The organism is Streptosporangium album (assembly GCF_014203795.1).
GTDB classification, from domain to species: Bacteria; Actinomycetota; Actinomycetes; order Streptosporangiales; family Streptosporangiaceae; genus Streptosporangium; species Streptosporangium album.
The window spans coordinates 1,973,466-1,995,322 of record NZ_JACHJU010000001.1 but is presented as its reverse complement, the minus strand read 5'-3'; the positions used below and the strand labels follow the sequence as shown (position 1 = coordinate 1,995,322).

Sequence of the window (21,857 nt, the reverse complement as noted above, 5' to 3'; positions counted from 1 at the left end):
CCCGCGATGGTAGATCTTCGCATTTCGGCCCTTAGCATCCTCGAGGAGTGAGTAGGATCGCTGGCGAGCTCGTTCCCGTGTGATGGGACCGTCGGCGGTGAGGTCGCGGTCGTGCCGGACGAGCGGTGAATCAGGTCGTGCACGACGGCACAAGGGAGTGCCCCTGTGGGTGGAAAACATGTCGAGCCGTACACCGAGGAGTGGCTGAGGCAGCCGGCTCTCTACGTGAGCCGTGTCGTCGAGGCGCTGGGCGCCGAGGCCGCCGACTGGTGGGAGGGTCCCTGCGACCCCCGCACCGTCACGGTCCTGCTGAGCGGCGGCGACGCGCTGGTGTGGGACGAGGAGAGCGGCTGGCGCCGCGGCCGTTACGTGTCCGGCGACCGTGACGCCTGCACCGTGCTCGCCGACGCCCGCTATCTCGGCGGCGGCCTGTTGCTCCGTCCGGAGCGGGTCCCCTCCGCCATCGCCGACGCCCGGGCAGGCGTCGGCAACAGCACGGCCTGGCGGCCCTGCTACCGCTCCTACCGCCACTACCGCGACGGCTTCGACGGTGCGCTCAGCGGCTACCCCGCCTACGTCGACGCCTGAGCGACGCGTTCACCGTCAGCGTGTCCAGGGCCGGTGCGTGAGCGGGACGACCGCGGTCAGCGCGTCCGGCGGGTCCGCAGGAAGTCGCTGACGACATACTCCCCCAGGCGGTCGGCGCTGGAGGAGAACACCCGGCCGCCGTTGCGCCGGGCGACCTCGTTCACGAACTCCTTCAGACGTTCGTCCTCGGCGAGCATGAACACGTTGAGCGTCGCCCGCCGCCGGGTCATCTTGTCCACCTCGGCGAGCGTCAGCTCCAGCGTCTCCTGCGTGGGAGGCCACTCGAAGGCCGCGGAGCCGTTGCGTCGCAGGTGGGCGGTCGGCTCGCCGTCGGTGACCACGAGCACGACCGGTTCGAAGTCGGGGTGGCGGTCCAGATGCCGGCCCGCGATCAGCAGGGCGTGGTGCAGGTTCGTGCCCTGGACCATGTCCCACTCCAGCCCGGCGAGCTCGTCGGGAGCCAGGACGCGGGCGTAGTTGGAGAAGCCGATGATCTGCACCGAGTCCTGGGGGAACTTGGAGCTGACCAGCGCCTGCAGGGCCATCGCGGTCTGCTTGGCCGCCGCCCAGGTGCCCCGCAGAGCCATCGAGTAGGACAGGTCCACCAGCAGGCAGACCGCCGCGGCCGTGCGCCTCTCGGTCTCGGCCACCTCGAAGTCGTCCACCGACAGGGTGACCGCGCCGCCGCCCCCGCCGCGCCGTACGCCGTTGATCACCGTGCGCACCACGTCGATGGGCTGCTCGTCGCCGAACCTCCAGGGCCGGGAGGAGCCGGTGAGCTCCCCGGCGGCGCCCGCGTCAACCTGGTCGTGGTCCCCGCGACGGTCTGTCTCGAGCGAGGCGAAGACACGGCGCAGGGCGGTCTCGCCGAGGCGGCGGACGGCCTTGGGGGTGAGCTCCAATTTGCCGCGCTGGCGGCGGAGGTAGCCCTGCTGCTCCAGCTCCCGCTCGATCTGCCGGAGCGCGTCCAGGTCGTCGACCGCCGCGCGGCCCAGTGCGCGGCGGATCGCCCCCTCGTCGATGTCGTCCAGCCGGGCACCGGGGTAGTCCTGGCGGAGCGCGGCCTCAAGCTGGGTCAGGTCGGCGAGCTCGTCCAGCGCGGACACCGCGTCGCCCATCCCCATCGGGTCGTCGCCGGTCAGCCGTTCCGGGGTGTTCCAGGAGAGGCCGGGGCGGCGGGCGTGGAGCGACTCGCCCAGGCGGCGCATCTGCTCGTCCATCCCGGCCGCTTCAAGCGTCTGGTTGATCAGCGCGTTGAGCTCCTCGCGCTGGCCGGGAGTGAGCGAGGCCAGCAGCCGCTGGGTGGCGGCGGCCCGGCGCGCGAGGGTGTCGACCAGCTCGTCCAGGTTCCGTGGCGACTCCGGGAACATGTCTCCGTACTTCGACATGAACGCATTGAAGTCGTCCTGCGTGTGCTCGCCCCGCGCATCCCGGTCCAGCACGTCGTTCAGCTCGGACATCATCTCCCGGACCCGCTCCATGGCGGCGGGATCGGGATTGGCCAGAGCGTCCTTCATACCGCGGAACTGGCTGTCGAGCACCTCCCTGCGCAGCAGGTCGCGCAGCTCCTCGAAGGTCTGCCGGGCGGCCGCCGAGCGCCACTCGTAGGTGCTCAGCTCCTGGATCGCGCTCGCCGTGTCCTGCGGGAGGCCGTCGAGCTCCGACTCGCGCAGCCGGGCCTCGTCGGAAGGGTCGGGGAACAGCTCGCTCCGCTCCTGGCCGATCGCCGTATCCAGCAGGGCCCTGGCCCGTTCCAGCGTTCCGTCCAGCCGCCCGCGCTCGCGCAGCTCGCGCCGGCGCCGCCGTACCTCGCGGAGCAGGTCGTCCAGCCCGCGCCGGTTCTCCGCGCCCGGCAGGCCCTGCTTGAGCAGATCGCGCAGGGCATGGCCGGGATTGGAGCCGGACAGGACGGCGTCGCCCATCTGGTCGAGCGCCGAACGGACGTCGTACGGCGGGGCGAGCGGGTCGGGCCCGTCCCGGTATTCGCCATAGCGATAGCTCATGCTGACACCTCAGGTGCGGTAGACCGACGTGCCGTCCACCTCGTCTTTGGACAGGCGGCGCAGGAGGTAGAGCCCCTCCAGGGCGAACTCCAGCGCGGCCGCGGCGTGCCCGGGGGACTCGTCGCCGATGCCGAGCCTCGACATGATCTTCGCCAGGCCGGGCACCGGCCCGACCCTGCGCAGCAGCTCGGCGGCGGGCACCATGGTCCCGGACTCGACCTGGACGCCCTCGGAGAACCTCTCCAGCAGCGGGGCCAGGTCCGCACCCCCGAGGGTGCCCCGGAACGTCTCGGCCGTGGCCCGGCGGAGCAGGTGAGTCAGGACCTCGGTCTCCCTGCCCTCCTCGCTGACCTCGAACTCCACCTTGCCGCGCAGGGTGTGCACGATGCCCGGCAGATCGGCCACCCGGGTGACCGCGTGCTCCTCACCGGTCAGGGCGGCACGCCGTACGGCGGAGGCGGCCGCGGTCTCGGCCGCGGCGATGGAGAAGCGGGCCGACACCCCGGACCGGGCGTCCACCGCGGTCGACTCGCGGACCAGGCGGGTGAAGCGGGCGATCACCTCGACGAGGTGGTCGGGCAGGTCGGCGCCCACCTCGTCGAGCGCCGCCTCCTGGCGGATGAGTGTGAGCTCGGCCTCGATCGAGAGCGGGTAATGGGTGCGGATCTCCGCGCCGAAGCGGTCCTTCAGCGGGGTGATGATCCGGCCGCGGTTGGTGTAGTCCTCGGGGTTGGCGCTGGCGATCAGCAGGATGTCCAGCGGGAGCCGCAGGTTGTATCCCCGGACCTGGATGTCGCGCTCCTCCAGCACGTTGAGCAGCGACACCTGGATCCGTTCGGCCAGGTCGGGCAGCTCGTTGACGGAGAAGACACCCCGGTTGCTCCGCGGGACCAGGCCGTAGTGGACGGTCTCCGGGTCGCCGAGCGTGCGCCCTTCCGCGATCTTGATCGGGTCGATGTCGCCGATCAGGTCGCCGACGGAGGTGTCGGGAGTGGCGAGCTTCTCGCCGTACCGATCGTCGCGGTGTTTCCAGGAGATCGGCAGCTCCTCGCCCGTCTCGCCGGCCAGACGGTGGCAACGGACGCAGGAGGGCTCGTAGGGGTGGTCGTTGATCTCACAGCCGTCGACGACCGGGGCCCACTCGTCGAGCAGACCGGTGACGGTGCGGATGAGCCGGGTCTTGCCCTGGCCGCGCTCGCCCAGCAGGACCAGGTCGTGCCCGGCGAGCAGGGCGCGTTCCAGATGGGGGAGGACGGTGTCGTCGAAGCCCACGATGCCGGGGAACCGCGGCTCTCCGGCCCGGAGACGGGCCAGAAGGTTCTCGCGGATCTCGGCCTTTACCGTACGGTGGATATGGCCGCTCGCGCGAAGCTCGCGCAGAGTACGTGGCTCTGGGATTTGAGGCACGGGATCGAGCCTACGTCCCCGAAGCCGGAACCGGCGCTCTTATCCGGGTTTCGGATCTTGACCATTGTGTGACGGTCCATGTGCGTGCTTGTCCCCGCAGTGGGGACAATCGCTCCAGGGCAAGGTTTCGGACAAGAAGGGCAGGCGAGACGAGTGGCACTCTTGACGGGTCGTTTCGCCGATGGTCTCGCTGTGGGATCCGATCTGGTCACCACCGCCGAGACCGCGGTGCGCCAGGCCCTGTCCGGCCTTGCCGGACCGCCTGATCTGCTCTGTTTCTTCATCTGCGGCGACGACCCCGACGACGTCTCCCGCGCGGGACTGCGCGTGATGAAGATGGCCCCCGACGCCTCGGTGATCGGCTGCAGCGCCACCGGGGTGATCGGTGACGGCCAGGGAGTCGAGGTCAGCCCCGCGGTGAGCGTCTGGGCGGCCACCCTGGACGGTGCCCGGCTGACGACCTTCGCCCTGGACACCTTGCGGACCGATGACCGTTTCGTGGTCGTCGGCCTGCCGGAGCGCCGCCCCGACGACCACGCGGCCATCCTGTTCGTCGACCCCTACAGCTTCCCCACCGAGGGCTTCGTCGAGCGCTCCCAGGAGGTGCTGGGAGACCTTCCGCTGATCGGCGGACTGGCCAACGCGATCCATGGCCGGGGCGCGGTACGGCTGTTCGCCGACGGGGAGGTCTACACCGAGGGGGCCGTCGGCGTGCTGCTCAGCGGCCCCGTCAACATCAGCACCGTGGTCAGCCAGGGGTGCCGCCCGATCGGCCCGACGATGGCCGTCACCGCCGTCGAGGACAACCTGCTCCTCGAACTCGCCGGCCAGCCCGCTCTGGCCCGGCTGGAGGAGATCGTCAGCGCGCTGGACGAGGACGATCGGGACCTGGTCGCCTCGGGGCTGCAGATCGGCGTCGCCATGAACGAGTATGCCGAGCGGCACGAGCGCGGCGACTTCCTGATCCGGGGGGTGCTCGGGATCGACCCCGAGCGGGAGGCCGTGGCCATCGGCGACGTCGTCGAGATCGGCCGGACCGTCCGCTTCCAGGTCCGCGACGCCGCCACCGCCGACGAGGACCTCTACGAACTGCTCGACGCCCACCGCGAGGAGTTCGGCCGGGTGGACGGTGCCCTGCTGTTCTGCTGCAACGGCCGGGGTTCGGCCATGTTCGGCAGCGCCGACCACGACGCGGTCGCGGTGCGCGAGACGCTCGGCCCCATCAGCGTGGCCGGATTCTTCGCGGCCGGTGAGGTCGGTCCGGTCGCCGGACAGAACCACGTGCACGGCTTCACCGCCTCTGTCCTGGTCTTCTCCACCCATCCGAGCGCCGATCGCTCCTATGATCAGTAGATGTCGGGATTAGTGCTTGCTGTCGATATCGGCGGGACGAAGTTCGCGGTCGCCCTGGTGGATCCCGACGGGAACGTCCGGGCGGCCCGCCGGGGGGCGACCCCGCCGCGCGGCGACGCGCAGACCCTGTGGAAGGCGCTCGGCGAGCTGATCGACTCCCTGCTGGACGGCGCCGTGGCCGACGGCGTCGCGGGCGGTACGGCCGGCGGCGTGGTCGACGGCGTGGGGATCGGCTGCGGCGGCCCCATGACCTGGCCCGAGGGGGTCGTCTCCCCCCTGAACATGCCGGGGTGGCGTGGCTTCCCGCTGCGGGCCAGGCTCGCCGAGCGGTTCCCCGGAGTGCCGGTGCGCGTCCACAACGACGCCGTCTGCCTGGCCGTCGCCGAACACTGGCTGGGCGCGGGACGCGGCAGTGCCAACATGCTCGGCATGGTCGTCTCCACGGGGGTGGGCGGCGGGCTGATCCTGGGCGGCCGCCTGGTCGACGGCGGCAGCGGGAATGCCGGGCACATCGGGCACGTGGTGGTCGACCCCGACGGGCCCGCCTGCGGCTGCGGTGGCCGTGGCTGCCTGGAGGCGATCGCCCGGGGCCCCGGCCTGGCCGCCTGGGCGGTGGAGCAGGGCTGGCAGCCGGGCGCCGCCGGGCCGCCAGCCGTCGCGCCTGTGCCGTCCGGCGACGCCTGGGCCTCCGGTGGTGAGGCCGCAGGTCCGGGCGCCGGAGCCGCCTACGTCGAGGCGACGGCGGCCAGCGGGCGGCAACTCGCCCTGGACGCCGGGGCGGGCGACCCGACCGCCCTCGCGGCCATGGACCGCGCCGGCCGGGCCCTGGGGCTGGCCATCGCCTCGGCCACCAACCTCTGCGACCTGGACGTCGTCACCATCGGAGGCGGTCTCTCCCAGGCCGGGCCGCTGCTGTTCGAGCCGCTGGAGGCCGCGCTGCGGGAGCACACCCGGCTGGAGTTCGCCCGGCGGGTCCGGGTCGTCCCGGCCTCCCTCGGCCAGGAGGCCGGCCTGGCCGGTGCCGCCGCCCTCATCCTCGCCGCCGACCGCTACCGGTCACACTGACGGCGCGCTCGCACTCCCGTACGGCTCCGCCCCCTTGGCGCGCCTCGCCGTACGGGGCCGGGCTCCGTGGAGCATCGCCCCGCCGGCGGGCCCACCGTGTGGTCGTTCATCTGATCGGATGAGCCGGCGCCGTGGTGTCGGCCGAAAACTGCCGAATGATCAGCTGACCTTGAGCTGCTCGTCGCCGAAGTCGGCGATCAGCTTAAGGGTGCCTCCGAGCGCGGCGACATATCGATCCAGGACCTCGCGAGTCGACACGTCGCCCTTCTCAATCTGTGACACTCGTCCGACCGAGACGCCCATACTCTCCGCGACCTGGTTCTGGGTGAGTCCACGGCGCTTGCGCATCTCGGCAAGACGCCACGCCTGAGCTTCTTCCCGCAGGTGCCGTGTCTCCGCTTCGAACCGCTCCACGCCCCCCGCAGTCTCGATCGCACGCTCCAGATGGCCGCTCTCACGCCACTTGCGATGGCCGGTCACCGCGTCATCTCCTTCTGCCGATCCACCAGGTAGATCTCATACAACCGTTCAGCTCTCGGGATCGCCTCTCGATACCAGCGTTCCCAGTTACCTGCTTTGTCTCCCGCAACAAGCAGGATCGCCGCTCGCCATGGGTCGAAAACGAACAAGATCCTGATCTCACTGCGCCCGGCGGATCCCGGTCGAAGCTCTTTCATGTTAGAGATCTTGGAGCCGGTGACGGTGTCCACCAGTGGTCGGCCTTCGGCGGGTCCGTTGCGCTCCAAGATCAAGATGGCTTGGTTGACCAGCTTGTGTGACTCTCGATCGACTCCATAAAGGGTGTCGAGGAACTCTCCCACCTCGTCAGCGAAAAAGATCTCCCAGTCGCTCACGATGCTCCCAGGCTAGCCGAAATTTAGAATATCCTAAATATTTTTGATTGTGTTTGAGGTGAGAATGCGCGATCAGCCAGGCGGTCATTGACCATCGGAATCAAAGGGGTGCGCGTGGCCGGTCGCCGTGACGCCGACCGTTCACAGGCCGCCCGCGCTGCCGCGCGGGTGAGTCGCGCCAGGTCGGCAAGGGCTCAGCGCAGGGCGTCCACGGGCTCCATGCGGGCGGCTCGGAGCGCCGGATAGAGGCCCGCGAGGAGGCCGACGACGGCTCCGGCCAGCGGGGCCGCCAGCGCGAGCCGGAGGTCGAGGACGGGGGTCCACTCCTTGGCGGCCGAGATCACGACGACCGCGACCAGGCCGAGGCCGGCGCCGATCACCCCGCCCGTCATGCCGATCAGCGTGGACTCCAGGAGGAACTGGGCGGCGACGTGGCGGCGGGCGGCGCCCAGGGAGCGGCGCAGGCCTATCTCGGCGACGCGTTCCATCACGGTGACCAGGGTGACGTTGGCGATGCCGACCGCGCCGACCACCAGGGAGACCAGGCCGAGGATCAGGAACAGGCCGTTGACGTCGTCCTGGACGCCGTCGCGGGCACGCTTGGGACTGGGCGGGGCGATCACCTGCAGCTCGTCGGGATGGTTCGGGCTCAGTGCGACGGGGGCCTGTCCGGCGATCAGGTCGGCGGCGCCGAGGGTGGTGTTGACCAGGACACGGGTGACGTTCTTCAGGCCGAAGTCGGCGCCGACGGTGGGCGGCACGATCACGGCGGTGGACAGGATCTGCTCGCGGTGCAGGTCACCGAGGATGCCGATCACGGTGTAGGCGCGGTCGCCGATGAAGACGGCGGGAGCGCTCTCCAGGCGGGTGACCCCGAGCATCCTGGCGGCCTGGTCGCCGAGGACCACCACGCGGTCGCGGCGCGTGATGTGGCCGACGTCGAAGAACCGGCCCCCGGTCATCCGGCCGTGGACCGCCTGGGGGAGTTCGGGGCCGGTGGCCACCACGGCCAGGGTCTGGCCGGTGACACGGGTCGGGTCCACCAGGGTGTTGGAGGTGACCTGGAGGTTGGAGCTCTTGTCGGTCTGGGCGAGCGCGGCGGCCGAGGTGACCCCGCGCAGCCGGGTGAGGGAGGAGGGAGCGTCCCAGGCGACCAGCGGATCGGGCTTGTCGGGGATCTCGACCGTGATCGCGGTGGCGGTGAGCTCGTCGAACCGGCCGACGATCTGGTTCCCGGCGGTGGCGGCGATGCCCAGGGTGATGACCAGGGTGGTGATGCCGAGGACGGTGCCGAGGGTGGTCAGCGCGGAGCGGACGGGGCGGGCGAGCATGCCCGCGAGGGCCTCGGCCCAGAGGTCACGGAGGTCCATGGTCACTCCTCACCGGGGAGACGAGGGGCGGGGACCGGGTGGGAATCCATGGTCACAAGGTGACGGGGGTCGGGGGCGGAGCGGGGATACATGGTCACTCCTCGGTCAGGACGCCGTCGCTGATGCGGACCCGGCGGCCGGCGCGGGAGCTCACGGCGTCCTCGTGGGTGATGACCAGCAGGGTGAGGCCCTGGTCACGGAGGCCGTCGAAGAGGTCGAGGACCGCCTCGGTGTTCCGGCTGTCGAGGTTGCCGGTGGGTTCGTCGCACAGCAGCAGCGACGGGCCGCCCATCAGCGCGCGGGCGATGGCCACCCGCTGGCGCTCGCCGCCGGACAGCCGGCCGGGCAGGAATCCGACACGGTGGGTCATCCCGACCTTCTCCAGCGCCTCCTCGGCGCGCCTACGGCGTCCCCTCCGGCCGAAGGCCGCGCCCGCCCGGACACCGGCCGGTCCGTCCTCCGCCCTCCTGCGGCCGGACCGCCCGCTCCGGCCGTAGACCTCGGCGAGCATGACGTTCTCCGCCACGGTCCGGTGGGGGAGCAGGTGGAAGGACTGGTAGACGAATCCGATCTTGCGTCCCCGCAGTCTCGTCCGGGCGCCGTCCCTGAGCGTGGTCGTCTCGATCCCGTCCAGCAGGTAGGAGCCCGAGGTGGGCCGGTCCAGCAGGCCTAACGTGTTGAGCAGGGTGGACTTCCCGGACCCCGAGGGGCCCACGATGGCCATGTAGTCCCCCTGCCCAACACGTAGGCTGATCATGGAGAGGGCGTGCACGGGCGGCTCCGTGAGGAACACCCGGCTGACACCGTCCAGGTGGATGACGTCGGGCACCCCGGCTCGGCTGCTCTCCGGCGCGGTGACGTCAGGCACGTCCGTGTGACCGTTTCCCGGTCGGATGACGTCAGGCATCGCCGCTCACCACCACCCGGTCGCCCTCTTTCAGCCCGTCCGGCTTCACCGGTGTCACCTCGACGTCGCCGTCGGCGGTGAGACCGGTCTTGACCTCCACGTCCTTGACCTTGTCGCCGCCGCCGGGCAGCTCCACCTGGACCCGCGGCCGGCCGTCGGCCGAGGTGACGACCGCGGCCACCGGCACGGTGAGCACGGCGCCGCCGGTGGCGCCGACGGAGATCTTCACGGTGACCGACGCGCCGATCTGCTCCCGCAGTCCCTTGGTGACGGTCGGGGTCAGCAGCACCGGCACCGAGCCCAGATTGTCGTCGGCAGCCCCGGCGCCCTCGTCCTTCTTCTCCTCGTCCGCGGGCTTGGCCGCCTCGCCGGTCGCGCTCAGCACGGCCCGGAACGTCGTGCCGTCGGCGGTCTCCAGCGTCGCCTTCATGCCCTTACGCAGAAGCTTGGCCTCCTTGGTCTCCACCGAGCCGGTCACCGCGAAGGCCGAGCTGGTCACCGTGGCGACCTTGTCGCCGACGGTGTCGCCGGGTTTCACCGACGCCTTGTCCAGCCGGGCCGGGAGAGCGGGGAGGAAGGCGATCTCGCCGGGTGGGATGCCGATGCCGTACGTCTTCAGGTATTCGGCCAGGATGGCCTTGGCGCTCGCCACGTTCTTGCTGCCGTTGGCGATCTTCAACCGGAGCGGGGAGTCCTGGCGGGCCTGGCGCAGCGCCTGCTCGGCGGTGACCACCGCCTCCTTGGCCAGCCGTACGGCCTTGCGCAGCTCCGCAAGGCGTTTCCCCTTGTTCAGGCCCGCCTCGTCCGCGAAAGCCGCCAGAGCGGCATGCGCGGATTCAAGATTCTGCCGGGCGTTGTAGACCTTTGTCTCCAACAGCCGCGTGTCGGCCTCGGGCTTGGCCGGGGCGGGGGTCTGCTCGGGCTTGGGCGTGGGGGGAGCCGGCGGGGACTGGGCAGCGGCGAGGGCCTGCTCGGCGGCCAGCACCTCCTCCTCGGCGGTCCGTACGGCCTGGCGCAGGGTCTCCAGCTGCCGCGTCTCCTCCGGGGTGAGGTCTGTGGCGTCCTCTCCCTCCAACGCGTTCTCGGCGGCCCGCAGGTCCTGGCGGGCGTTGTCGAGCTTGAGCTTCAGCGGCTTGACGTCACGTCCGGCGTCGAGGGCCTTGCGGTCGGTGAGCAGGGTCTCCTCGGCGGTCTGCACGGCCTGGCGCAGCTGTTCCCTGGTCTGCTTGGCGGTGAGGTCGGGTTCCTGGGCCACGTAGCCCCGCTTGGCGTACCAGCGCTGGACGGCGACCGTGGTCGCGGAGTCGAAGACGCCGGTGACCGGCGCGCCGAACCCGAGGCGGCGCAGCGCCGTCTGGAGCTGCTTGACATCGGCGCCCGCGGTGCCCGCGGCCATGGTCCGGTGCATGGGGACCTTGCCGCGCAGCGCGAACACCGGGCGGCCGTTGACCTCCATCAGCACCGAACCCTCGGTGATCTTCCCGGGGCGCGGGGCCCGGGTGACCCGCTGGTTTTCGGCGGTGCCGCCGACCACCCCGGCGAGGGTGACGGGCAGCGGCGAGCCGTACGCCAGGGTGCCGCTGACGGCGACCGTGCTGGTCAGCTTCTTCCGTACGACGGGAGAGGTGACCAGGGAGGGTCTGGGCGGCCGGCGCGACGCGGCCTCGTCGGCGGGGGAGCGCAGTCGCGTGCCGACCGCCCACCCGGCGCCGGCGATCACGACGACCCCGGCCACGATGCCGCTCAGCACGCGCTGCCTCGACGTCACCACGGCCCGGTGGCCTGACTGTCCGGTACCACGCATTCCGCGGCGCGACAGGTCGGCGCGGCCGGGATGAGGAGGGTCGGAACGTTTCTCACCACTGGATCACTCCGTAGCCGAATTCCTCGAACGCCCGTCTGCTGGCACTGTCGGTGCGATAGGCGGGGTAGAAGTCCTTGCCGCACTCCAGGTCGTCGAGTGCGGCCTTGATCTCCCGGACCAGGTATGGCCTGGCCTGCTCGGCCGTCAGCTTCGGCTGGTACTCGGCGCCCTCGATGGGGTCCTCGGCCTGGTTGCGGCCGAGCGTGTTCAGCTCTTTCCGCAGGCCCGCGCCGCAGGCCCGCGCCGCCGGCCATGTCCATCTTGGTCGGTCTGAGCGAGGTGACCGGGTAGCCCTTGCCCTTGAGGCAGTCGCCGTACGCGCGGGCGAGCTCGACCAGCCTGGGATCGCTGTCCGTCTCCCGGTCGGCCCGCTCGAGCCGCCGGTTGAGCTGCGCGTAGTAGTCATCCTCCGAGGTCACCGTCTTGCCGGTGAATTTCTTGATCGCCTCGGTGTGGCAGGTCTCGTCCGCCCCGCCCCAGGCCTCCAGCTGGACCGCCGAGAGGGCGTTCCTGATCGGCTGGTTGGCCGTGTTGTCGAAGATCTCGTACTGGCGGGCCGCGAGGTCATTCTGGTAGACGAACTCGGCGAAGTATTTGAAACCGTACTTCTCCCGCGACTTCTTCATCGTCTCGTAGTCGCCGGAGTCGAGCTTGCGTTTCTCGTCGCTGACCTGCTTCGGCGGGGGGACGTTCACGTTGTACTTGAACCCCTTCCGCTTCATGCAGTCGGCGCGCATCGCCTCCATCTGGCGGGTCATGTCCTGCTTGCGGTCCATGGCGGAGGGCGAGGGCTGCGGGGACGCCGCGCTCTGCGCGCCGCAGCCGGTGAGCAGGGCGAGCGGGAGGAGCATCAGGGCCACGGGTCTCATTCGCCGAACAACCCTTCCTTCACCCCGAACTCCGCGTCGACCTTCTCGGCCACCTCCCACTGCTTGGGCTGGTAGACGGCGTAGAAGTCCTTGCCGCACTCCAGATCCTCCAGCGCGCCCTTGATCTCCCTCGTCAGGTACGGCCTGGCCTGGTCGGGCGTCAGTTCGGGTGGGAAGAACCCGGGGCTCTTCTCACCCGGGTGCTGCTCGGCCCCGAGCTTTTCGACCTCGGCCTGGAACCTGTCCTGGCCGGCCCGGGCGATCGCGGTCGGCTTGAGCGAGGTGACCCGGTGACCCTTGCCCTTGAGGCAGTCGCCGAAGGCCTGCGCGAGCTTGATGAGCTCGCCGTCGCCGTCGAGCTCGCGGCCTCTGAGTTCCTTGGACTTCTCGCTCATCTGGGCGAGGGCGTCCATCGACGAGGTGACCTTCTTGCCGGTGAACTTCGAGAACGCCGCCCCGTAGCAGGTCTGGTCCGCCGTGTCCCAGGCCTTCTGCTGGGTCTCCGAGAGCGCCTTGAGGATCGACGTGTTGGGGTTGCCGTCGAACATCTGCCTGATAGTGGGCTCAGAGTAGACGTAGCCCGAGAAGACCCCGAAACCTCGCTTTTCGCGATCCTTCCTCATCGCGTCGTAGTCGCCGGTCCGAGCCTGGAGCTCCTCCGCCGGTATCTTCCTTGGCCCGGGCACATTCGCCGTGTACTTGAAGCCTTTCCCCTTCATGCAGTCGGCGCGCATCGCCTCCATCTGGCGGCGTTTGCCCTGCGGGTCGGCGGACGCGGGCGCCTTGTCCGTGGCGGCGGGTGCGGCGGCCGGCGCCGGATCCGCGCCGCAGCCGGTGAGTACCGCGACGGCCAGGGCGGCCGCGGGCATGGCGGTGAGAAGTCGTGACATCGTGTGATCCTGTCTCTGGGTGTGGACGTGTCCGCTGCGGGCCAGGTGCGACCGGCTCATCCCCGCGGGCCTCACGACCACAGCCCGTCGTCTTCGCCGAACTCCCGATAGGCCTTCTGGCGGAGCGCCTCATATCTGGGCAGGAACGCGGCGTAGAAGTCCTTGCCGCACTCCAGGTCGTCGAGGGACACCTTGATCTCCTTCACCAGGTACGGTTTCGCCTCTTGGGGCGTCAACCTTCTGAAGCCGGTGTCCTCCGGGTCCTGCTTCACCCGCCCGGCGATCACGTCCCCGCGCTGCTTCTCAAGCCTTTCCCGGCTGCTGAAGTTCAACGCGGTCGGCTTGAGCGAGGGCACCGGATAACCCTTGCCCTTGAGGCAGGTACCGAAGGCGGTGGCCAACTCGATCATCCGGGGATCGCCGTCGAGTTCGCGGCTCGTGGTGCGGAGGTACATGTTCTCCGCCTGCGTGAAGACATCGTCCTTGGACGTGACGGTCTTGCCGGTGAGCTCCGTGAACGCCTCCGCGTAGCAGGCTCCGTCAGCGGCGTCCCATGCCCTGTACTGGGTTCTGGAGAGAGATCCTGCGAGCGCGTCGTTGGGGTTGGGATCGACTGTGCCGATACCGTCCTCGGGATCCTCGGGGTGGACGAAGGGGAAGTAGATCCTGAAGCCACGCCGCTCACGCTGCTCACGCATCGTCGCGTAGTCGCCGGTCCACTCCCGGCGCGACTCCTCGGACACCTTCGCCGGAGGAGGGACGTACGGCTCGTACTTGAAGCCCTTCCCCTTCATGCAGTCGGCGCGCATCGCCTCCATCTGGCGGCGTTTGCCCTGCGGGTCGGCGGACGCGGGCGCCTTGTCCGTGGCGGCGGGTGCGGCGGCCGGCGCCGGATCCGCGCCGCAGCCGGTGAGTACCGCGACGGCCAGGGCGGCCGCGGGCATGGCGGTGAGAACTCGTGACACTGGGTGACCCCGTTTCGATGTGCGGGCATGCTCGGGAGAGGCGGTGGCGCCGCCTGTCGCGAGGAGGAGTTACAGGAGTTAGAGGACGACGTGCCGTTTCGCGCGGTACGGCATGACCGCCGCGAGTGCGGTGAGGAAGATGAGGGCGGCCAGATGGGCCAGGTCCCGCTCCGAGTGGGCGCCGAGGCTCTCGGCGTACATCGCCAGCACCGGCACCAGGTAGACGCCGGCGGCCGTCGCCCAGCGCGGGTCCTGCGCCACGTGACCGGCCCAGACGGCGAGCAGGAGCACCCCGATCTCCAGGCCGACCCTGGCCATGGTGTGCGGCCCGGCGCCCGTGGAGAAGTCCAGCCCCGCGGGGTCCGCGCCGGTGAGCAGCGGGGCCGCCGGCAGCCAGAACCAGGAGCGTCTGCCGAGCCGCCCCCCGCGGGCGGCCAGCACCAGCAGGCCGAGGACGACCACCGCGTAGCCGATCATCGGTGCCACCGGGCCGCCACCCCCGTAGAGCGCTCCGCCGTCCCAGAACCGGTCGGGATCGACGGGCAGCAGGGTCCGGTCCAGCCAGGTCTGGCCGAGCGTGATCGAGCAGACCTTCACCGCGACCAGTGCCACGACCGGCAGCGCGAGCCGTACCCGCCCGCGCATGATCAGCGCGACGGCGAGCGCCGACAGCCCCGCCCAGAGCGGGATGGTGGCCGCGTACGGCACCAGCATCGCCAGCTGGGCGATCGACAGCGCCAGGACCCCGAGGTGGACCCCGTCGATCCAGGCGGGCCGTTCCGTCGAGTAGATCACTCTCGTCCGCAGCCCGCCGACGACCAGGGCCAGGGACTCGCGGAGCGAGGGCAGGGTGCGCCCCGGCTCGGCGGTGTCGAGCAGGGTGGCGATGAGCTCGCCGCCGTACCCGGAGCGGTAGGCGCGGGGATAGCCCAGCAGCAGCCGCCGGTACCGTCGCTCCAGAACCCCCGTGCCGACCCCTGTAGCGGCGCGGTGTTCCGTCGCGACGGTCACGAGAACGCCGATCCGGGGCGCAGGATCCGGCTGGTCACGACCGAGGCGGCCTGCTGCATGCGCAGGGCCTCGGCCGACACCAGATGCCGTCCCTGGTCGGTGAGCTGGAAATACCGCCGCGGCCGGCCGTCGACGACCTCCTCGCGGTCCACGGAGATCAGCCCGCCTGCGGCCAGCCGGTCGAGCGCGCCGTAGAGCGTGCCGACCGGCAGCCGCACCCTGTTCTCCGAGAGTTCCAGGGTCTGCTTGATGATCCCGTGCCCGTGCAGAGGGCCGTCGAGCAGCGAGGCGAGGATGAAGTAGGTCGGCTCACTGACCGCAGGTGATCCTTTAGCCATGCGGAAGACCATACTTCGCTGGGCGAAGTATGGTCAACCGGAGCGCTTCCGGAAACTTCCTCCGATGGGCGCCCAGCCCGTCATACGGGGAAAGGCGCCGTCAGGCGGCCGGCTTCTTCTCCGTGAACAGCCAGGCGTCGAAGAGCGAGTCGAGCTGCTTGCCGGAGAGCTTCTCGGCCAGCGTCACGAACTCGTCCGTCGTCACGTATCCGTACTTGTGCTGGGCGACCCAGGTCTTCAGCAGTTTGAAGAACACCGGGTCGCCGATCCGCTGCCTGAGCGCGTGCAGCGTCATGCCGCCGCGGGTGTAGACGGAGTCGTTGAACAGGTCCGCCGGCTTGGCGCGGCCGGGTGCGTACTTCCAGATGGGGGCGTCGGGGCCGGCCGCGTAGTGGCTGCGGAAGGTCTTCTCGACGGTGGCTCCGCCCTCGTGCTCGGTCCACAGCCACTCGGCGTAGGTCGCGAAGCCCTCGTTGAGCCAGAGGTCCTTCCAGCGCCTGATGCTCAGGCTGTCACCGAACCACTGGTGGGCCAGCTCGTGGGCGATGGTGCTGCCCTCCGGGTCGAACCCGCCGTACTGGGGCTTGGTCTGGTTCTCCAGCGCGTAGCCCGCGGAGAAGTTGTCGATCACGCCGCCGGTGGAGGAGAACGGGTAGGGGCCGAACACCGTGCTCCAGTAGTCGGTGATCTTCCCCGACTGCGTGTAGAGGCTGTCGAGCGCGCTGTGGTAGCGCGGGTCCACGGCCGCCAGGTTCTGGATCCCGGCGGCGGTCGTGCCCCGGCGCAGCTCGAACCTGCCCAGCGTCGCGGTGGCCAGATAGCTCACCATCGGGTGGCTCTCCCGCCAGACGAAGGTCGTCTTGCCGCCGGCGCTCTTCGGCTCGCCGACGAGCTCGCCGTTGGCCAGCGCGGTCAGCCCCGCGGGGACGGTGATCTCGAAGTCGTAGCGTGCCTTGTCCGCCGGGTGGTCGTTGCCCGGGAACCAGGTCTTGGCGCCGTTGGGCTGGCACGCGACGAACGCGCCGTCCTCGGTCGGGATGAACCCGTAGGTGCCGAGGTTGGTGGAGCCTCTGACCGGCTGGGGCTCCCCGGCGTAGACGACGGTGACGGTGAACGCGGCCCTGTCGGAGATCGGCTTGGCCGGGATCACGGTGAGCTCGTCCTCGGCGCGCTCGAACGTCGCGGCGCTGCCGTTCACGGTGATCCGGCTGACCTCGAACCCCTTCAGGTCCAGGTTGAACCTGGTCAGGCCCTGGGTGGCCCGCGCCTCGATCCCGGTCACGCCGGAAAGGCGCCTGGAGGCGGGGTCGTAGTCGATTTTCAGCCGGTAGTGGTCGACGTCGTAGCCGCCGTTGCCGTCGGTGGGGAAGTCGGAATCACCGATTCCGGGGGCGCCCACCCTGTCCGAGGCCCGTTCCGGGCCGGCGTCCAGGGCGCTCGAGAACGCCGAGCTTCCGGATGAGACGCTCTCGCCGCTCGATGCCGAGCAGGCGACCGTGCCGAGTATGCCGAGAAAAGTGGCGGTTGCCGCGATAGCCCGCCGACCGGACGCCATGCCCTCAAGTCCCCCTTCCGGGCCCGGCCGTGCCGGGCCACCTGCCTCGCAGACTACGCGAGCACGGCATGTGACCTGGGGGAATCAGGTATCTACGACCAATGTCCCGGCTGCGATGTCGTGAACGGCCTGTTTGTCTTTGGTGAAAAGGATGAACGCGAGGTTGACCCAGCCCAGGCAGCAGGTGGCGTACAACACCCATGCCACCAGTTCGCGGAGCGCGGCCTGCCCGACTCCGACCCTGCCCCAGCCGCGGTCGACCACGCGCAGGCCGAACAGCTTCTTGCCCAGCGTCTGGCCGTTCCAGAAGGCGGTCAGCAGCCAGTAGTAGAGGAAGCCGATCAGGGCGGCCAGGAAGGTGTGCTGGACAGGCACCCGGACGAAGATGTCCTTGCCGGTGTCCCAGACGGTAGTGAAGCTCTGGTAGGTGAAGGGCGAGGAGATGACGCCCACGATGATGATGTCGAGGATGCCCGCGAACAGGCGCCGCCAGCGCCCGCCGAGTCCCGTGCGCGGCGGGCCGCCACCGCCGTGGCCCTGCCCCGGAGGCGGGCCGGACCAGGGAAACGGTCCCCGGTCGTCCGGCGGTGGCGGCGGTGGTGGTGGTGTTCCCATGAACTTGTGATCACCCGAGACTCACCCCCGCAAAGCCAAGGGCTGTTACGGGTTGCCTCCATTGTGCAAGGACCGCCTTGGGAGAAGGGAGAGGTCAGAGATTGCCTCTGAGGTCCTGCTCGCGCTCGATGGCCTCGAACAACGCCTTGAAGTTGCCCTTGCCGAAGCCGAGCGAGCCGTGCCGCTCGATGAGCTCGAAGAACACCGTCGGGCGGTCCTGCACCGGCTTGGTGAAGATCTGCAGCAGGTAGCCGTCCTCGTCGCGGTCGACCAGGATGCTGCGCTTCTTCAGCTCCTCGATCGGGGCGCGGACCTCGCCGATGCGGGCACGCAGCTCCGGATCGTCGTAGTAGGAGTCGGGCGTGTCGAGGAACTGCACCCCGGCCGCGCGCATGTGGTCGACGGTGGTGAGGATGTCGTTGGTGGCCAGTGCGATGTGCTGCACGCCGGGGCCGCCGTAGAACTCCAGATACTCGTCGATCTGCGACTTCTTCTTTGAGATCGCCGGCTCGTTGAGCGGGAACTTCACCTTGCGGGTGCCGTCCGCGACCACCTTGGACATCAGCGCCGAGTATTCGGTGGCGATGTCGTCGCCGACGAACTCCGCCATGTTGGTGAAGCCCATGACCCTCTTGTAGAACTCCACCCACTCGTCCATCTTGCCGAGCTCCACGTTGCCGACGCAGTGGTCGACGGCCTGGAACAGACGGCCGTTCTTCACGTCGGGGGCCGGGACGAGAGGCTGTGCCGCGACGTAGCCGGGCAGGTAGGGGCCGCTGTAGTTGGACCGGTCGACCAGGGTGTGCCGGGTCTCGCCGTAGGTGGCGATCGCCGCGAGCACGACCTTGCCGTGCTCGTCCTCCAGCGTGTACGGCTCGGCCAGGCCCGTGGCGCCCCGGGCCAGCGCGTGGGTGTAGGCGGCCTCCACGTCCGGGACCTCGATGGCCAGGTCGATCACACCGTCGCCGTGCTCGGCCACGTGGCGGGCGACCCCTGTGCCGGGCCGTACCGCGCCGCGGAACTCGAAGCGGGCGCCGCCCGAGGTGAGGACGTAGGCCACCTCGTCGCGGCTGCCGTTCTCCGGGCCCCGGTAGGCGACCAGCCGCATGCCGAACGCGGTGGAGTAGTAGTGGGCCGCCTGCTTGGCGTTGCCCACGGCGAAGACCACGGCGTCCATACCGTTCACAGGAAAGTTGTCGCTCATGCGGATACTTTCCGTTTTTATGGTCGGGTTGTGCAACAGTTACCTGGAAAGATGGACAATCTGTCTACCTGATCGTGCACCTCACGGGAGTTTCTGTACACCATGACGATAGATCAACTCGACGCCCGGATCATCGCCCTCCTGGCGGGGGAGCCCAAACTCGGTGTGCTGGAGTGCTCCCGGAGGCTCGGTGTGGCACGGGGGACCGTGCAGGCCCGCCTCGACCGGCTGGCCGTCCGGAAAGTGATCACCGGGTTCGGCCCCGACGTCGACCCCGCGGCGCTCGGATACGACGTGACCGCGTTCGTCACCCTGCAGATCCGCCAGGTCAGCGGGCACGATCCGGTGGCCGACCAGCTCGCGGCCATCCCCGAGGTGCTGGAGGTCCACACCATCACCGGAGGCGACGACATGCTCTGCAGGGTGGTGGCGCGCAGCAATGCCGATCTGCAGAGGGTCATTGACCTGATCGTTGACGTTCACGGGGTGGTGCGGACCTCGTCGGTGATCGCGCTGGACACCCCCGTGCCATACCGGGTTCTTCCTTTAGTGGCCGATGTCCCGCGCCAGGGGAAGAGCTAGCCGTACTATCCCAAGCGGGGTTCAGACACCGTTATCCATCGTTTACCCTTACGGTCCGCACTGCTCGTGGGGGGTGAATGCGGAGTGGATGGGGGTTCGGGCGTGCAACAGGGCGACGGGAACGGCGACCAGAAGGGCAGACCCGGGAGGAGGAAGCTCCTGCGGATCACGCTCGTCGTCTTCGGCATCGCCGTGGTCTCGGTGGTCGGTCTTCTCGCGGTGGCGTGGTTCATGACGCCCATCCCGGACAGCACGCAGCCCCGGGCCACCGCGCAGGGCTCGGTGATCTACTACCGGGACGGCAAGACCGTGCTGGCCAGGCAGGGGGTCAATCGCAAGAGCGTGGCCCTGGCGCAGATACCGGAGCACGTCAGGGACGCGGTCATCGCCGCGGAGAACCGCTCGTTCTACGAGGACAAGGGAATCTCCGTCTCGGGCACCTTCCGCGCCATGTGGTCCACGGTCAGCGGCCAGCAGCTCCAGGGCGGCTCGACCATCACCCAGCAGATGGTCCGTAACTACTACAGCGGCCTCAGCCAGGAGCGTTCCGTCGTCCGCAAGCTCAAGGAGGTCATGATCTCCTTGAAGGTGGACCAGTCGGAGTCCAAGGACTGGGTGCTGGAGCAGTACCTCAACACGATCTACTACGGCCGGGGGGCCGACGGCATCCAGGCCGCGGCCGACGCCTACTTCCACAAGGACGTCGCCGAGCTGACCGTCGCCGAGGGAGCCTACCTCGCCGCGGTGATCCAGCAGCCGTCCCGGTTCGCCGACCCCCGGGGCGCCGACCTGGACGCGGCCAGGGCGCGCTGGAGGTCGGTGGTCGACGGCATGGTGCAGACGGGTGCCATCACCCCCCAGCAGGCCGCCGCGACCGCGTTCCCCACCCTCAAGAAGCCCAGGTCGATCTTCACGCTCAAGGGGCAGGAGGGCTACATGCTCGACCAGGTGGAGGCCGAGCTCAAGCGCAGGGGATACACCGACGAGGACATCACCCAGGGCGGCCTGAGGGTCGTCTCGACCTTCGACAAGAACCTGATGGCCGCCGCCCAGCGGGCCGTCACCTCGGTCCTGCCCGAGGGCACCTCCAAGAAGGTCCGCACCGGCCTGGCCGCCGTGGACCCCCGCAGCGGCGAGGTCGTCGCCTTCTACGGCGGCCCCAGCTACACCACCAACAAGTTCGACAACTCCTTCTCGGCCAAGGTGCAGGCCGGCTCCACGTTCAAGGCCTACACGCTGGCCGCGGCCCTGGACAACGGCTTCGGCCTCGACACCCGGGTGAACGGCAACTCCCCCCTGCACGTCACCACGGGCGACAAGGGCATCCCCAACTCGGAGGACACCTCCTACGGCGAGATCAACCTGGTCAAGGCCACCCAGAGCTCGGTGAACACCGCGTTCGTGGACCTCGGGCAGAAGGTCGGCCTCAACAAGGTCGTCCGCGCCGCGGAGAAGGCCGGCATCCCCGCCGACCAGCTCGCCCCGCACAGCTCCTTCGCCACGCTGCCGCTGGGGGTCGCGTCCGTGAGCGCCGTGCAGAACGCCTCCGGCTTCGCCACGCTCGCCGCCGGAGGCGTCCACCGCGAGGCTCACGTGATCCGCTCGGTCACCGACGCCACCGGGAAGACCACCAAGATCAAGGCCAAGGGGGAGCGGGCCTTCACCGAGCAGACCGCCATCGACGCCACCTACGCGCTGACCCAGGTGGTCGAGGGAGGCACCGGGTCGGCCGCCCGCCTCTACGACCGCCCGGTGGCCGGCAAGACCGGCACCACCGACAAGTCGGCCGCCGTGTGGTTCGCCGGGTTCACCCCGCAGCTGACGACCGCGGTCGACATGTTCCGCGACGACAACAAGCCGGTGGTCGTCGACGGCAGCGCCCTGTACGGCGGGACCTACCCGGCACAGATCTGGCGCGCCTTCATGACCGAGGCGATGGCCGGCAAGCCGGTCAAGGAGTTCGCCGAGCCGTCCAACTACGGCTACTCCACCTACTACGACGACGGCTACCGCTCCGGCAACCGCGGTCCCGGCCCCGGTGACGGCTGGAACACCGTCACGCCCACGCCGTCCCCCGACGGGACGACCGGCCCCGACCAGGGCCCGTCGCCGGACGGTCTCGGCGACGGGCCCGGCGACGGCACGGGCAACGGCCCCGGAGACGGCGGTGGCGGCACGGGCAACGGCCCCGGTGACGGCGGTGGCGGCACCGGATCGGGGAACAACGGCTTCGGGAACCAGTCTCCTCCTCCGGGAGAGATCCCCCAGCGGGCTCCCAGCACCGGCCCCGGCCAGGACGGCGCTCCCCAGGGGCCCGCGGGACGGTAGGGCGCGTATCAGCTCTTCGGTGCCGGACGTGCCAGGACCCGCCCGGTAGGCGTGGGCGATCCGGTCGGCGACCGCGAGGACTGGACCCG

The 21,857-nt window shown here is 69.9% G+C and carries 20 protein-coding genes; 5 read left to right on the top strand and 15 right to left on the bottom strand.

What is annotated here, in order from left to right:
- The first annotated feature begins 165 nt into the window (after nucleotides 1-165).
- Nucleotides 166-588, top strand: coding sequence for a DUF6292 family protein (locus FHR32_RS09320; RefSeq protein WP_184753942.1), 423 nt, complete (start codon nucleotides 166-168; stop codon nucleotides 586-588).
- Nucleotides 589-644: 56 nt separating this feature from the next.
- Here FHR32_RS09320 and FHR32_RS09315 read toward each other — a convergent pair whose 3' ends face one another.
- Both FHR32_RS09315 and FHR32_RS09310 read right to left on the bottom strand, forming a co-directional pair.
- Nucleotides 645-2,591 carry a vWA domain-containing protein gene (locus FHR32_RS09315; RefSeq protein ID WP_184753941.1) on the bottom strand — a complete coding sequence of 649 codons (1,947 nt, stop codon included), beginning with the start codon at nucleotides 2,589-2,591 and terminating at the stop codon, nucleotides 645-647.
- Between the two features lie 9 nt (nucleotides 2,592-2,600).
- The gene (locus FHR32_RS09310; RefSeq protein ID WP_184753940.1) at nucleotides 2,601-3,998 is read right to left on the bottom strand and encodes a sigma 54-interacting transcriptional regulator; all 1,398 of its coding nucleotides are present in this window, start codon (nucleotides 3,996-3,998) and stop codon (nucleotides 2,601-2,603) included.
- 192 nt (nucleotides 3,999-4,190) lie between these two features.
- On the opposite strand from FHR32_RS09310, the gene FHR32_RS09305 reads away from it, so the two are divergent.
- Together FHR32_RS09305 and FHR32_RS09300 are read left to right on the top strand one after the other, a co-directional pair.
- Nucleotides 4,191-5,351: an FIST signal transduction protein gene (locus tag FHR32_RS09305; RefSeq protein ID WP_312882201.1), complete on the top strand. Its 1,161-nt coding sequence runs from the start codon at nucleotides 4,191-4,193 to the stop codon at nucleotides 5,349-5,351.
- Nucleotides 5,352-6,416, top strand: coding sequence for an ROK family protein (locus FHR32_RS09300; RefSeq protein WP_184753939.1), 1,065 nt, complete (start codon nucleotides 5,352-5,354; stop codon nucleotides 6,414-6,416). It begins immediately after the preceding gene.
- 159 nt (nucleotides 6,417-6,575) lie between these two features.
- Here the strand turns inward: FHR32_RS09300 and FHR32_RS09295 are convergent, their stop codons facing one another.
- The 13 genes from FHR32_RS09295 to hppD all read right to left on the bottom strand — a co-directional run bounded on the left by FHR32_RS09295 (nucleotide 6,576) and on the right by hppD (nucleotide 18,858).
- The gene (locus FHR32_RS09295) at nucleotides 6,576-6,896 is read right to left on the bottom strand and encodes a helix-turn-helix domain-containing protein (protein ID WP_184753938.1); all 321 of its coding nucleotides are present in this window, start codon (nucleotides 6,894-6,896) and stop codon (nucleotides 6,576-6,578) included.
- Nucleotides 6,893-7,270, bottom strand: a complete 378-nt coding sequence (locus FHR32_RS09290) for a type II toxin-antitoxin system RelE/ParE family toxin (RefSeq protein WP_184753937.1) — start codon at nucleotides 7,268-7,270, stop codon at nucleotides 6,893-6,895. The genes FHR32_RS09295 and FHR32_RS09290 overlap by 4 nt, the downstream gene beginning before the upstream one ends.
- 194 nt (nucleotides 7,271-7,464) lie before the next feature.
- Entirely contained in the window at nucleotides 7,465-8,640 is a 1,176-nt protein-coding gene (locus FHR32_RS09285) for an ABC transporter permease (protein ID WP_184753936.1), read from the bottom strand.
- A gap of 94 nt (nucleotides 8,641-8,734) precedes the next feature.
- Complete coding sequence (locus tag FHR32_RS09280) at nucleotides 8,735-9,547, bottom strand: ABC transporter ATP-binding protein (RefSeq protein WP_184753935.1); 813 nt, start codon at nucleotides 9,545-9,547, stop codon at nucleotides 8,735-8,737.
- Nucleotides 9,540-11,315 carry a peptidoglycan-binding protein gene (locus FHR32_RS09275; protein ID WP_312882200.1) on the bottom strand — a complete coding sequence of 592 codons (1,776 nt, stop codon included), beginning with the start codon at nucleotides 11,313-11,315 and terminating at the stop codon, nucleotides 9,540-9,542. Before FHR32_RS09275 ends, FHR32_RS09280 begins: the two co-directional genes overlap by 8 nt.
- The gene (locus FHR32_RS09270; RefSeq protein ID WP_184753934.1) at nucleotides 11,312-12,280 is read right to left on the bottom strand and encodes a hypothetical protein; all 969 of its coding nucleotides are present in this window, start codon (nucleotides 12,278-12,280) and stop codon (nucleotides 11,312-11,314) included. The genes FHR32_RS09275 and FHR32_RS09270 overlap by 4 nt, the downstream gene beginning before the upstream one ends.
- Nucleotides 12,277-13,170: a hypothetical protein gene (locus FHR32_RS09265; RefSeq protein ID WP_184753933.1), complete on the bottom strand. Its 894-nt coding sequence runs from the start codon at nucleotides 13,168-13,170 to the stop codon at nucleotides 12,277-12,279. The genes FHR32_RS09270 and FHR32_RS09265 overlap by 4 nt, the downstream gene beginning before the upstream one ends.
- A 71-nt stretch (nucleotides 13,171-13,241) precedes the next feature.
- Nucleotides 13,242-14,135 (bottom strand): hypothetical protein, encoded by an 894-nt coding sequence (locus tag FHR32_RS09260; protein ID WP_184753932.1) that lies wholly within the window; start codon nucleotides 14,133-14,135, stop codon nucleotides 13,242-13,244.
- A gap of 78 nt (nucleotides 14,136-14,213) precedes the next feature.
- Entirely contained in the window at nucleotides 14,214-15,146 is a 933-nt protein-coding gene (locus FHR32_RS09255; protein ID WP_184753931.1) for a hypothetical protein, read from the bottom strand.
- Nucleotides 15,143-15,484, bottom strand: coding sequence for a PadR family transcriptional regulator (locus FHR32_RS09250; protein ID WP_184753930.1), 342 nt, complete (start codon nucleotides 15,482-15,484; stop codon nucleotides 15,143-15,145). Before FHR32_RS09250 ends, FHR32_RS09255 begins: the two co-directional genes overlap by 4 nt.
- Before the next feature lie 100 nt (nucleotides 15,485-15,584).
- Nucleotides 15,585-17,039: a M1 family metallopeptidase gene (locus FHR32_RS09245; RefSeq protein ID WP_184753929.1), complete on the bottom strand. Its 1,455-nt coding sequence runs from the start codon at nucleotides 17,037-17,039 to the stop codon at nucleotides 15,585-15,587.
- An 84-nt stretch (nucleotides 17,040-17,123) separates the two neighbouring features.
- Entirely contained in the window at nucleotides 17,124-17,654 is a 531-nt protein-coding gene (locus FHR32_RS09240) for an RDD family protein (RefSeq protein ID WP_184753928.1), read from the bottom strand.
- Nucleotides 17,655-17,748: 94 nt separating this feature from the next.
- Nucleotides 17,749-18,858: a 4-hydroxyphenylpyruvate dioxygenase gene (gene hppD / locus FHR32_RS09235; RefSeq protein WP_184753927.1), complete on the bottom strand. Its 1,110-nt coding sequence runs from the start codon at nucleotides 18,856-18,858 to the stop codon at nucleotides 17,749-17,751.
- 102 nt (nucleotides 18,859-18,960) lie between these two features.
- On the opposite strand from hppD, the gene FHR32_RS09230 reads away from it, so the two are divergent.
- Both FHR32_RS09230 and FHR32_RS09225 read left to right on the top strand, forming a co-directional pair.
- Nucleotides 18,961-19,440, top strand: coding sequence for an Lrp/AsnC family transcriptional regulator (locus FHR32_RS09230; RefSeq protein ID WP_184753926.1), 480 nt, complete (start codon nucleotides 18,961-18,963; stop codon nucleotides 19,438-19,440).
- Nucleotides 19,441-19,542: 102 nt separating this feature from the next.
- A complete protein-coding gene (locus tag FHR32_RS09225; RefSeq protein ID WP_184753925.1) occupies nucleotides 19,543-21,768 on the top strand; it encodes a transglycosylase domain-containing protein in 2,226 nt (741 codons plus the stop codon).
- Nucleotides 21,769-21,857 lie beyond the last annotated feature (89 nt).